This window comes from Peribacillus simplex (assembly GCF_900156045.1).
Classification (GTDB): domain Bacteria; phylum Bacillota; class Bacilli; order Bacillales; family DSM-1321; genus Peribacillus; species Peribacillus simplex_D.
Map to the genome: position 1 here is coordinate 1284293 of NZ_FTMX01000001.1, position 13324 is coordinate 1297616.

Below are 13324 nucleotides of genomic sequence, written 5' to 3' on the forward strand. Positions count from 1 at the left end.
GTTTTTGGCATTTCCTCATATACATTTAGCAAGTGGGTATTGAGGGGGGATATCTTGCCAAGTGAATTTTTTAATACAAGTGAAGTGTTGGAAGCGATATTAGAAACTATTGATGAAGGCATTCATGTGATAGATCCAAAAGGACAGACCATCTTTTATAACGGAGTGGCAGCCAATCATGATGGGATGCAAAGATGTGAGGTGCTTGGGAAACCGTTGCTTGAAGCCTTCCCTTCTTTAAATCACAAATCATCGACCTTACTCCGGGTCATTAAATCTGAAAAACCAATCTACAACTATAGTCAATCGTATGTAAATGCACATGGGCGCATCATTGAGACGCTAAATACGACGCTCCCCATATATGTTGATGGGTTTATGATAGGTGCAATAGAAATTGCCAAGGATTATTCAAGTTTGAAACAATTATCTGAAAGGTTAGCTGATCTGGAAAGCTCGCTCAAGACGATAAAAAGTCCTGAAAGGAAAACGCCTGGGAACGGCGGATTGTATTCTTTCACGGAAATCCTGACAAATGATACTGGGTTTAAAGGGTTGATATCACAAGGGAAAAAGGCTGCCCGCTCCTCCTCATCCGTATTGGTTTATGGGGAAAGCGGTGTAGGAAAAGAGCTTTTTGTTCAAAGCATCCACCAGGATTCGAGCCGCGGTAAAGAACCTTTCATCGCGCAAAATTGTGCTGCCCTACCAGAAAGTTTATTGGAATCGCTTCTATTCGGTACGGCAAAAGGAAGCTACACTGGTGCTGTGGAACGTCAGGGATTGTTTGAATTAGCCAACGGAGGAACCTTGTTTTTAGATGAATTGCAATCGATGCCGATTGATTTGCAGGCAAAGCTTCTGCGTGTGCTAGAAGATGGCTTCATCAGGAGGATAGGCGGTACAAAGAGTGTACAGGTGGATGTCAGGATCATGGCAGCGATGAATATAGATCCGAAAAAGGCAGTATCGGAAAACAGGCTAAGGCCGGATTTATTTTACCGATTGAACGTATTGAGCTACGAGCTGCCTCCATTAAGGGAGCGGATTGATGATATAGAGCTTCTTTCTGAACATTTCATATCAGTATTTAACAGTAAATTAGGACTGTCGATAAAAGGCATGGATGAGAAGACTAAGGTTTTTTTTCGGAAATATCATTGGCCTGGAAACGTAAGGGAGCTTAAACATACGATAGAATTCATGATGAACCATACGGAGAATGATGTTTTGAATCTTGAAGATTTGCCCCAATTTTTAAAAAAGCCCACCACATCAGAAAAAATCCTTCCGCTTCGTGAGGCCATGATTGAGATGGAAACAAAATTGATTACCGAGGCCCTTCTTCAAACGAACGGTAACGTTTTCCAGGCATCGAAGCTATTGCAGATTCCAAGACAGACCTTGCAATATAAAATAAAAAAACATATTTGAATGGAAAAAATCCGGATGCAGCCAGCAATCCGGTTTTTTTCATGGGCATTCGAATTTTTGGGTCATTTTGGCACCCTTCTTGCATTTAATACTACTATCATAACTCAGGAGGTATAACCATGTTATTTGACTTATATAAGCCAGATCGCAATTGGAAAGATATAGAGCTATGGAAAGATGTAACCGAAGAACAATGGAACAACTGGCTGTGGCAGCTTACGAATACGATCCGAACTGTTGATGATTTGAAAAAAGTGATAAACCTGACTCCGGATGAAGAGGAAGGTGTGAGGATTTCCACAAAAACCATTCCATTGAATATCACCCCATACTATGCTTCGTTAATGAATAAAGATGACCCAAGGTGTCCAATCAGAATGCAATCGGTCCCCATCTCTGAAGAAATGCATAAAACCAAATATGACATGGAAGACCCGCTTCATGAGGATGAGGACTCCCCTGTACCGGGACTGACCCATAGATATCCGGATCGAGTTCTTTTTTTGGTGACGAATCAATGCTCCATGTACTGCCGTTATTGTACGCGAAGACGCTTTTCAGGCCAAATTGGCATGGGAGTGCCAAAAAAACAATTGGACGCTGCAATCGGTTATATACGTGACACGCCGGCAGTTCGGGATGTCCTTATTTCCGGCGGTGACGGATTATTGATCAATGACACAATCCTTGAATATATCCTCAAAAACTTAAGGGAAATTCCTCATGTTGAAATAATCAGGATAGGTACGCGGGCTCCTGTTGTTTTTCCCCAAAGAATCACTGAAAATTTATGTGCCATTTTAAAAAAATATCATCCAGTTTGGCTGAATACTCATTTCAATACCTCGATAGAAATTACCGAGGAGTCAAAGAAAGCATGTGAGATGCTTACCGATGCAGGTGTACCTGTAGGCAACCAGGCAGTTATTTTAGCGGGGATAAATGACAGTGTCGCAATCATGAAAAAGCTGATGCATGATCTGGTTAAGATCCGTGTCCGCCCTTATTATATTTATCAGTGTGATCTCTCGGAAGGGATCGGTCATTTCAGGGCACCCATTTCAAAAGGGATTGAAATCATCGAGGGGCTCCGAGGCCATACTTCCGGTTATGCTGTGCCTACCTTCGTCGTCGATGCTCCAGGAGGGGGAGGGAAGATCACACTGCAGCCGAATTATATCCTTTCACAATCCCCAACAAAAACGGTGCTGCGCAATTTCGAAGGTGTGATAACCACATATCCTGAACCTGAGAAATATACACCAGGACTTGCAGATGATTATTTCAAAGGGGTATATCCTGATATGGAAGAAAAACAGTCAGATATAGGTGTATCGGGTTTAATGAACGACAAGCAATTCAATTTAGTGCCTGAAGGGCTGAGGCGAATGAATAGACGGGAAAAATACGTGACCAACCCAGAGCATGCATCATTGAAGAACCAACGTGAAAAACGAGATCTGTTAAAAGAAAAGAAATTCCAGGCACAGCAAAAAAAGGGCACTCAAAAGGGGGATGAATAGCATGGAGACGTGTCCATGGTGTGAGAAAGGGAAGCTTGCATCAGTAAAGGGGACCGTGTATTGGGAACTGCCGGATGGTACGAGGGCGGTAGAAATTACGGAAACCCCTTCATCTCATTGTCAGAGTTGCGATGCTTTTTTTCAAAGTGATGAAACGACTAAAGAGATCGAAGACCAGCTGTTTTTAATTGATACTAAACAGTTAGGGAAACAGACGACGTATGACGAGTTATTGAAGATGAAGCGGTTGTTAAAGCGGAATTATTTTGATTTTGGGAAATAACAAAATAATTAGAAGTTGCCTCATCTACTTTTTATGATGAGGTTTTTCTGTGCGCACGGCGGTGCGGTCCATAGGGTGCACATCTCTAACAGTTAAGGCATTATTAGCGTTTACATTCCGTGTTGACGCGGAATTCTGAAGGAAGCAAGCGGTTAATTGAGATATATTATTTTGGAAGACTCTTTTGTAGAGGTTTTTTGAAATTTTTTCAATGTATTAGGGTAGATGAAAAAGCACTGTTAAAACAACTAATTTTATTTACAAAATACGAAGAGCAGAAATAATAATGAAAGACCAATTGAACAAAATTAAGGTCCCTGTGGTTTGTCGTGAAGAACAGGACAATTGAAGGGCCAGTTATTTTTATACCATTGGCCGATCCAAGAAAAAATCCTGTACCAATAGTGTAGCCTACCCCTATTAAGGACAATTGCCACCATTTTAAATATTCATCTTCACTCCCCCTACTTTGACCACTAGGAATAAAAAGAGCAATTCTAACTCCTCACATATTCAAATTACTTTTGAAAACAAGTAGTTATTTAGATTACATGTTTCTCTGAACATTCCCCATTTGAATTCATACATAATCATCCCGCTTATAAATGTATTTGTGATAAATTACCATTCTTAATAAGCGTTTTTGGGGATAGGTTTATCCTTTGTGGATAACTTAGAAATAAAATCTAAAAGAAAGGATACTTATATGAAAATAAAATGGGTTTTATTAGCATTTCTTTCTACCATAGTCAATGTGCTTTCTGGCTGTGAATCATTAGCGGTATTAGATCCCAAAGGACCTCAAGCCCAAACGCAAGCCAATGTGATTTGGCTATCAATTGCGATAATGGCGGTTATAGTAATTGTTGTTTGTGCTATTTTAGTCTTTGTTTTAACGAAATACCGTGACTCTAAACTACCTAAAGATTATGAACCACCCTACATAGAAGGAAATCATGTTGTTGAAACGATTATTGTTGGGGTGCCAATTTTAATCGTCATTTTCTTCTCCGTTGTTTCTGTAATTTCCAACAATAAAGTGGAAGCCACTCCGGAAGGGTACAAAGGTCAAGATCCATTAGTTATTTACGCTTCGTCATCTGACTGGAAGTGGCATTTTAGTTATCCAGAAAACGATATCGAGACAGTAAACTACTTGTATATTCCAACAAATCGACCACTTGAATTTAAACTTTATTCATTCGGGCCTATAACGAGTTTCTGGATTCCACAACTTGGCGGTCAAAAATATGCCATGTCTAACATGGTGACCACATTACACTTAGCAGCGGACGAATCAGTGGAAATGATGGGACGAAATGCAAACTTTAGTGGGAAAGGATTCGCTGAAAATACGTTCCATGTCGAAGCGATGTCTCAAGATAAGTTTGATGAATGGGTAAAGGAAGTTAAAGAAACTGCGAAACCTATTACTGAAGTAAGATTCAATGAATTATTAAAACCGGGTCATGAGGGACAGTTAACGTTTACTGGAACTCATTTAGACTTCTCACCAGCTCCAGAAGGTGAAAATGCTGGACATCATCATGGCTCAAGTGACTCTAACGCGAATTCAAAAGGTGAACATATGGAACATGATCATAAGTCAAGTAATAATAAAGAAAAATCACCACACAATCATGAATAATTTCTTAGTCTATCTCAAGAAAAATATTTTCAGAAAGGAAACACAAAAGTATGGGTTTTTTCTCTAGATTTCTTATACCTAATCCCAGTCCCGTCATATACTCATCAATGGTGGCCATTGGTGTTACTGTTCTCTTGATCATTGTTGGTATAACCCACTTTAAAAAATGGTTTTATTTATGGAGTGGCTGGCTAACAACAGTCGATCATAAAAGAATAGGTATTATGTATCTAATATCTGCTTTGTTGATGCTATTTCGTGGTGGGGTAGATGCTGTGATGATGCGTGCGCAACTTGCCGTACCGGATAACAAATTATTAGATTCACAGCACTATAATGAAATTTTTTCAACACACGGGGTTGTGATGATTCTCTTTATGGCGATGCCGTACATTATGGCCTTAATGAATTTCGTAGTGCCATTACAAATTGGAGCCCGAGATGTAGCATTTCCAAGACTAAATGCCATAAGTTTCTGGTTATTTTTTATGGGTGCGATGCTATTCAACATCTCTTTTGTAATTGGTGGTTCGCCTGATGCAGGGTGGTCATCTTATTTCCCTCTTGCAGGTAATGAATTTAGCCCGCATGTTGGAACGAATTATTATATGATTGGTATTCAGATAGCCGGAATAGGTACATTAATGACGGGGATTAACTTTTTGACGACTATTCTTAAAATGAGAGCACCCGGTATGACATTAATGAAAATGCCAATGTTTACATGGTCTTCTTTAGTCACAAGCATTATTATCGTTTTCGCATTCCCTGTATTAACAGTGGCGCTGATCATGGGAACAATGGATCGACTATTCGCAACCAAGTTTTTCACAATGACTGATGGCGGTATGGATATGCTTTGGGCTAACCTGTTCTGGGTTTGGGGACATCCTGAAGTATATATCTTAATCTTGCCTGCATTTGGTCTTTTTAGCGAGATTATCCCAACCTTTTCACGGCGTAACCTATATGGCTATCGATCAATGGTTGCTTCAATGGTATTTATCTCTATATATTCATTCTTCGTTTGGACTCACCATTTCTTTACAATGGGGCAAGCGGCATATGTTAATAGTATTTTCTCGATTACAACGATGGTAATTGCTATTCCGACTGGAATCAAGATCTTTAACTGGTTGTTCACGATGTGGAAAGGTCGAATCAGATTTACCGTCCCTATGCTTTATTCAATAGGGTTCATACCACTTTTCACAATCGGTGGAGTTACTGGGGTTATGCTTGCGATGTCAGCGGCGGATTATCAATACCATAATACAATGTTTTTAGTAGCTCACTTCCACAATGTCATTATTCCGGGTGTAGTATTTGCGGTGCTTGGTGCCGGAACTTACTACTGGCCGAAAATGTTTGGTTTCATGTTGAATGAAAGGATTGGGAAATGGGCGTTCTGGTTTCTAACCATTGGTTTTTGCTTAGCATTCTTCCCTATGTATATCACTGGTTTAGATGGTCAAGCACGTCGTATATACACATACTCTGAATCGACTGGATTTGGACCATTGAATATGATTTCGTTTATCGGGGCAGTATTAATGGCAATCAGCTTTGTATTAATCGTATATACGATTTACTATAGCATTCGCCATGCTCCAAAAGATGTTGGTGATGATCCGTGGGATGCACGTTCCCTTGAATGGGCTACTCATAATCCAGTACCAGAATATAACTTTGCTATTATTCCACAAGTGAACTCAAGGGAGACATTTTGGGATGCAAAATATAAAGGTCATGAATTATTCAAGGGTGACTATGAAAAAATTCATATGCCCAATAACAGCGGCGTACCGTTTATCATGTCCTGTATCTTCTTTGTCTTTGGATTTGCGTTAGTATTCAGCATATGGTTTCTTGCGATTATTGGGCTAATCGGTATCTTTGTTTGCATGACTCATCGTTCATTCGAAATAGACCATGGGCATTACATTTCTGTAGAAGAAATTAAAGAGACAGAAGCAAAATTTAGGGGTGTTAATAAATGGAAATAGATCACTCGCAACCTCTTGAATATAGTACGGAACAAAATCGTCTAAATATTTTAGGCTTCTGGATTTTCCTTGGAGCCGAAATTATGCTTTTTGCAACACTCTTTGCATCATATTTTACATTAGTTGATCGTACGGGTAACGGTCCTACTGGTGCAGAAATTTTTGAAATCACTCCAGTACTTGCTGAAACATTCTTGCTCTTAACAAGCAGTTTTGTCATCGGGCTTGGAATTCATGCCATGCGACTTGGCAACAAGAAAGCCATGTTGACATTCTTCGTGATCACTCTCCTTCTTGGATTAGGGTTCTTAGGATTTGAAATTACTGAGTTCATTACCTATTATCACGAAGGAGCTACACTGCAAACTAGTGCATTTACATCGATGCTTTTTACAACATTAGGGACACATGGAGCACATGTTTCATTAGGACTTTTCTGGGGGTTATTTATTATCCTTCAAGTGAAAAAACGCGGGTTGACACCTGAAACAGCCAATAAATCCTTCATTTTCTCTCTTTACTGGCATTTCTTAGATATCGTTTGGATCTTTATCTTCACCTTTATCTACTTGAAAGGAATGACATAAACATGAAGGAATTATTCCCGGCTAAACAAGTATGGGGTTTTGTATTTTCATTGATTTTAACGGTTGTAGCACTGTTGGTTTACTTCTTCAATATGACAAAAGCAACAGGAATGACGATTTTTATATTGACAGCATTCATACAAGCAGCTGTTCAACTAGTTGTGTTTATGCATGCTCGTGAAACGGATGATAGCAAATCAATTTTTATGACTCTATATTGCGCTATATTCCTAGCTCTAATTACTGTTGTCGGTACAATACTATGTATGGTCTGGGGTTTTTATTGATATGAAACAGCTCGGGAATCAGTAGGCGTATGATAAGTAATTGAAGTTGAAATAGGGACAATAAGGTAAGTATAGGGAAAAGCTTATAATGCTTTTACTGTTGATAAATTCCAATTTTAAAAAGCGACCTTCATTTTAAGGGGTACAGCTTTTGTAATTCCCTTTACGGTTATTTCCACACCAATGAGAATTCAATATTAGCTACTGGATTTCAACGTTTTAACATTCTCCTATGGAATCTAACTAATGAGGGGTAAAAGTAAAAAGATTCTTTCATTTTCTAAAGGAGAAATCGATTCTTTAGCGACAGAAACAAGCGAAATGCTGGGGGGAATAGCCACTGATGTTTAATAAACTATTTGGGAAAAAGTAATAGCGAGGTGTTTGATGGGTGGGAAGAGTAACAAAAAGAAATTTCCTATTTCTCCAGATGCAATGAAAGCTTATCAAGTACTTCATCATGAAAATCCTACTCGTGAGTTATATGTTATTCATACTAAGTAAGAGCCCCAATATCATTGAGAAAAAAATGGGTAGGTGTAAAGCGATAGTGAAAAGAATGGATTTTTCACAGTAAATAAGCAATAAATAAAATAGAAAAACTAACAATAGAGTTCAATTGAAAGGCAAGTAGAGATGATTATTCTGTACTTGCTTTTTAATTTATATGACCCACTTAAAAAGTAATTTAAACAATAGCTAAGTTCTTTTTGCCTATTAAAGTAACAGATGATGCTAGAAAATAAAATAACTAAGGGATTTTTCCCTGTTGCAAAATGAAAGTCTGCGGGAAAATTGAATAAATTCCACCGTCCTTCAAGCGGCATGACAGAACATGCTTAGCGTAATTTTTAGAGGGACCTGGGCATTAGGTTAAACAAGAATGAAGCACTTCGTTTCCTTTATCGAATCATTTAGAACTAAGTTGTTTAAAAATATGTAAGTGAAATTCCGTAATATAACGAATGCATTTTGTGTTGAAAAATCGTGGATTTCTTAAAATGAGGAAGAAAAAACCAAATTGATTTTTAAAAAAGTGGACGGAAGCGAAAGTTTCCGATATATTAAAGCAGAAATCATAGTTATTTTAGGGGGGGATTCGACATCATGAGACCATTTTATTTATATTTAATGAAATATCGACAACCGAAGGAAATTGATGCAATCACTAAATTTGCCAATCATGCCTATGAGGATCATGGCTTCCCAAAACAATCGACAGATTATAATGAACTGAGCAGTTATTTAGAATTGAATGCAGACTATCTCCAAAGTATGTCAGTATTCGATCAAGCGTGGGAACAGTATGTCCAAATAGAAGAAGGGCTCCTATTGGGAGATCAGGAATAGGGAGGATCGGAAGGATGCTTAAAAGCCTTCAAACCCGAATTTTGCTTTTTTCTTTACTTATTGCAAGTGTTCCTCTTCTGATATTGGGAATCATATCCTATGGATCGCAAAGGTCCCTTCTGGAGAAGGAAGCAAAAAATGCCCTGAATGCAGGTTCACTGAATATTGTAAATGAAACATATAGCTATTTGAACGAACGGATCAGTGATGTGAAGTTTATGAGTGCAAATTCGGTAATCATCAATCCTGGCTATTCAAGAGAAGAGAAGTCAGAAGAACTAAAAAAGTTTATCGATGTAAAAGGAAATTATTACGGTGTCTTGCATTTGGATATGGAAGGCAATGTCATTGCAGATACATCAAATAAAATGATCGGGGACAACCTAGCGAAGAGAATATGGTTCAAAGAGGCGATAGAAGGTCATGAATTCCTTTCTGACGTTTATAAAACCAGGGCTTTCTCAGAACCCATAATGGTTCTAAGTGCGCCGGTATATGATGATGCAGGGAAAATGATCGGAGTCGTATCTCCAGCTTTCCGATTGGAAGGGCTTTGGGAGATGATGGAGAAAAAGGCTAATGAAATTAGCGATAAATACCCAGTGAACTTTTTCATGATCAATCAAGAAGGCATCATGATTTCGAAAAAAGACCCGCATGGCGTCATACAGGATTCTGCCTTGAAAGAAATGGGATTAACGAAAGGTAAGCTGATGGAAGCTTCGTTATCGGATGATTTGTACAGTTCAGAGAATGGGGAAAAAATATATTCCATCCAGCCTGTCCATACGATTGCAGAAACGGAGAATAAATGGTTTGTTGTTGTGGGTGCTGATAAGAAACAGGTGTTTCAACCTTTGAATGACCTATTAACACGGTACCTGACAATCTACAGCATCGTTTTTGTTTCTATCATTCTGGCTGTCTATTTACTAACAAAGACCATCGTACGGCCAGTTCAAGAACTTGTCGAAGCGACAGAGGATTTCATAGGAGGAAAGGAATTCATCATTTCCGACAAAAGAAGCTTCGAGGAAATGGAAAAATTGAACCTTGCCTTTCTAAGAATGATGGAAGCGATAGAAGATCGTGAGAAGGAAATCGTCCGAACGGAAAAATTGAAATATGTTGGCCAGCTTGCTGCCGGTGTCGCCCATGAAATCAGGAACCCGTTGACGACAATAAAGGGCTTTTTCCAATTATTGAAGAGCCAGGATCATGATCCAACATTAATAGAAAAATATAGTGATGTCATGCTTCATGAAGTGGATCGGGTCAATGTATTCGTGACACAACTACTTAATTTGGCAAAACCGCATCAACTGGAATGGGAGAAATTCGATTTAAAGGATTTCCTTGAAGAAATTTTAGATACATATACCCCCTCAAATCCGAGTTATCATGTAAGATTAATTAATGAAGTGACACAATCCGTCTTTGTTTATTCAGATAGAAACCGGTTAAGGCAGGTTCTTTTGAATGTCTTGAATAATTCTTGTGAAGCCATCGAAGCAAGGGGGCAGATTGAACTGCAACAGACTTCCGTGTCCCAATATGTAAAATTAGTGATCAGCGATGATGGAAAAGGCATCAGTCCCGAGGATTTAAAAAATATCGGTATGCCCTTTTACACCACCAAACCGGATGGTAACGGATTAGGTTTGGCGACGTGCATTCAGATAATGGATGAATTAAAAGGAAAATTCCAAATTGAGAGCGTCCGCGACGAAGGAACGAAAGTGACTCTCATCATCCCCACTACGAACCGTCTCATTAAATGAGGCGGTTTTTGGTTGGTTATAGTGCCCTTTAATAAACGGGCCGGTTACTTAGTTAATTGAGCAAAATGCCCTCTTATTTCCATTAACCTCCATGTTTGTTTGTGCATATAATTTACTAATCAAACGATAAGGACCATATTGGGGGATGTCTCTTATGGGCAAAAAAAAACAGCCAAAATTTAAATTAGGCGATACAGTCGTAATAACAATGTATGGGACAGTCGGGAATATAACCGATGTGAAATTTCTCGATGGTGCTTATGTGTATGAAGTGAACTATAGTGAAGGCCTTTATATTGAAAAAGCATTGCAATCGATAAACGAATATGAAGGAGAAATCCTTTATCCAAAAGAACAAATCGATATTGAATATAAATATTTATTAGGTGACTTGGTCCAAGTGGATGGATATGAACAGGATTATTTCAAGATAATCGGCTATCGAACGGAAATTTGGCGCTATAAGGAAAATGCCTGGGAGGATGTCATCTATGAGTTATCAAGAATCTCGGATGGTGAATGGCTTGAAGCGCATGAAGAAGAACTGACATTGATAGCCGATGCTAAACGTGCAGATGGAATTATAAAAAAGCTGGGTCTGCTACTTCCTAACAAGAAAAATGAGCTTGCTATCATTGCTAAACAAAACAACCCTGGTAAAGGTGAGCGAGATATGACAATGACAAAAAATGAAAAAAAGGAAATGATTGATGGCCTGTTGGATTTATATAATGATTATTGTAAGCTCTACGAACATTTTGGCGATGATGAATACCGCCATATCATGAAGATTGCCCTTGCGAAAATTGAAAAAGCGGCAGAGGAAATTTATCCAGATCATAAAAAGAAGCAAACGAAGTGAAAGGTATCCCAAACTTTTTAAAGGGCAATTTCCAAATTACTTATAGAAGCTTCCATTCAAATTGAAGCGAAATGGACCATGATAATTATAGGCCCTTCATATGATTTTCCATTATGGGATGCCTTACTGGTATATTTGTCTCTATACATTCATAGACCTTTAAATAAGGGGGCGATGATTTGCGAGAAATTGAGGTTTTTATTGATACAGAAGAGATAGCGGAATTCTTTTTTCAAGAATTGATAAGACGGGGCTATCTTCCAACAGAAGCTGAAGTTGAAGATCTTGCTGACATCACATTCGAATATCTTCTTGAAAAATGCATAATTGATGAAGAAGTCGATGAGTAACCTGTCATAAGACGGTTAGCAGCTTCCTTTCCCTTAATTTTATTAACGATTAAAAAAAGACGGCGGACCTCCGCCGTTTTGTTTGCGGTTTAGAGTTAAGGTGCCAAAAGTCTTTTCGTGATTTCCAGTTTTTCAAGTTCTAGGATAAGGTTCAATTTTCCTAACTTGTGGTTGATATGGTATAGTAGTTTTTGAATATCATTTCAACCACAAGTTAAGGAGGACATAGTCGTATGAGCGTACATATTGGTGCAAAAGAAAATGAAATTGCGGAAACGGTCTTACTTCCAGGTGACCCGTTGCGTGCAAAATATATTGCTGAAACATTTTTAGAGGATGCTAAACTTTATAATGAAGTTCGTAACATGTTTGGATATACAGGGACTTATAAAGGGAAACGAATTTCTGTACAAGGTACAGGTATGGGTGTTCCATCCATCTCCATTTATGTGAATGAATTGATGAATAGCTATAATGTCCAAAAGCTGATTCGTGTGGGAACTGCGGGAGCGATTCAAAAAGATGTAAAAGTCAGGGATGTGATCCTTGCCATGAGCGCTTCCACCGATTCCCAAATGAACCGCATGACTTTCGGTGGGGTGGACTTTGCCCCAACCGCAGATTTCGAATTACTAAGAAAAGCATATGACGCAGGCACGGCTAAAGGCTTGCAATTGAAGGTCGGTAATGTATTTACCGCCGATCAGTTTTATAATGATAATAGTGAATTGGAAAAATGGGCAAAATACCAAATACTTGCAATAGAAATGGAATCAGCTGCCCTATACACGCTTGCCGCTAAATTTGGCCGCCAAGCTTTATCTGTATTAACCATTTCCGATCACATTTTAACCGGTGAGGAAACGACGTCGGATGAGCGCCAGTCAACTTTTAACGAAATGGTTGAGGTGGCATTGGAAGCAGCTATCAAGGATTGATAATTGGATGTAAATGTCAGGCGGGTTACCAGGAATAAGTGATACTGTATAATGACAGTCGGGATACAGGCTCAGTTATTCCTTGGTATCCGTATTTTTGTAATGTCGGGAGTTGGCTGTTGCCCTTGGAGCTTTCTCTATATTAACGTTTGCGAAGCGGTAAAAAAATACATATGGTCATAAGTTGTTATTTTTGATAACTATTATTTTTCGATTGGCATGAAAGCTGATAAAATAGGAATGAAATCGTTTATATCGTCATGAAGAATGAAAGT

12 protein-coding genes and 1 pseudogene are annotated in these 13324 nt (G+C 38.7%); 12 read left to right on the plus strand and 1 reads right to left on the minus strand.

The window, feature by feature from the left end; genetic code table 11:
• Positions 1–54 precede the first annotated feature (54 nt).
• The 3 genes from BW986_RS06185 to BW986_RS06195 all read left to right on the plus strand — a co-directional run bounded on the left by BW986_RS06185 (position 55) and on the right by BW986_RS06195 (position 3240).
• The gene (locus BW986_RS06185; RefSeq protein WP_076366036.1) at positions 55–1434 is read left to right on the plus strand and encodes a sigma-54 interaction domain-containing protein; all 1380 of its coding nucleotides are present in this window, start codon (positions 55–57) and stop codon (positions 1432–1434) included.
• 119 nt (positions 1435–1553) lie between these two features.
• Positions 1554–2957, plus strand: coding sequence for a lysine 2,3-aminomutase (gene kamA, locus BW986_RS06190; RefSeq protein WP_076366038.1), 1404 nt, complete (start codon positions 1554–1556; stop codon positions 2955–2957).
• Between the two features lies 1 nt (position 2958).
• On the plus strand, positions 2959–3240 hold the full coding sequence (locus tag BW986_RS06195) for a YokU family protein (RefSeq protein ID WP_076366040.1): 282 nt from the start codon (positions 2959–2961) through the stop codon (positions 3238–3240).
• A 331-nt stretch (positions 3241–3571) separates the two neighbouring features.
• Here the strand turns inward: BW986_RS06195 and BW986_RS30610 are convergent.
• Positions 3572–3736: pseudogene (locus BW986_RS30610) on the minus strand (amino acid permease); the annotation flags it as partial.
• 210 nt (positions 3737–3946) lie between these two features.
• Between BW986_RS30610 and qoxA the strand changes: the two are divergent.
• From qoxA to deoD, 9 genes are all read left to right on the plus strand, one after another.
• The gene (qoxA, locus tag BW986_RS06205) at positions 3947–4888 is read left to right on the plus strand and encodes a cytochrome aa3 quinol oxidase subunit II (RefSeq protein ID WP_076366044.1); all 942 of its coding nucleotides are present in this window, start codon (positions 3947–3949) and stop codon (positions 4886–4888) included.
• Positions 4889–4938: 50 nt separating this feature from the next.
• Entirely contained in the window at positions 4939–6894 is a 1956-nt protein-coding gene (qoxB, locus tag BW986_RS06210; protein ID WP_076366046.1) for a cytochrome aa3 quinol oxidase subunit I, read from the plus strand.
• Complete coding sequence (gene qoxC, locus BW986_RS06215) at positions 6885–7481, plus strand: cytochrome aa3 quinol oxidase subunit III (protein ID WP_076366048.1); 597 nt, start codon at positions 6885–6887, stop codon at positions 7479–7481. The genes qoxB and qoxC overlap by 10 nt, the downstream gene beginning before the upstream one ends.
• A 2-nt stretch (positions 7482–7483) precedes the next feature.
• The gene (gene qoxD, locus BW986_RS06220; RefSeq protein ID WP_076366050.1) at positions 7484–7768 is read left to right on the plus strand and encodes a cytochrome aa3 quinol oxidase subunit IV; all 285 of its coding nucleotides are present in this window, start codon (positions 7484–7486) and stop codon (positions 7766–7768) included.
• Between the two features lie 1107 nt (positions 7769–8875).
• On the plus strand, positions 8876–9118 hold the full coding sequence (locus tag BW986_RS06225) for a YozE family protein (RefSeq protein WP_076366052.1): 243 nt from the start codon (positions 8876–8878) through the stop codon (positions 9116–9118).
• A 14-nt stretch (positions 9119–9132) separates the two neighbouring features.
• Entirely contained in the window at positions 9133–10899 is a 1767-nt protein-coding gene (locus BW986_RS06230) for an ATP-binding protein (protein ID WP_076366054.1), read from the plus strand.
• 154 nt (positions 10900–11053) lie between these two features.
• The gene (locus BW986_RS06235; RefSeq protein ID WP_076366056.1) at positions 11054–11761 is read left to right on the plus strand and encodes a hypothetical protein; all 708 of its coding nucleotides are present in this window, start codon (positions 11054–11056) and stop codon (positions 11759–11761) included.
• Between the two features lie 179 nt (positions 11762–11940).
• Positions 11941–12111, plus strand: a complete 171-nt coding sequence (locus tag BW986_RS06240) for a YozD family protein (RefSeq protein WP_064505166.1) — start codon at positions 11941–11943, stop codon at positions 12109–12111.
• A gap of 233 nt (positions 12112–12344) precedes the next feature.
• Positions 12345–13049 carry a purine-nucleoside phosphorylase gene (gene deoD / locus BW986_RS06245; protein ID WP_076366058.1) on the plus strand — a complete coding sequence of 235 codons (705 nt, stop codon included), beginning with the start codon at positions 12345–12347 and terminating at the stop codon, positions 13047–13049.
• Positions 13050–13324: the final 275 nt, after the last annotated feature.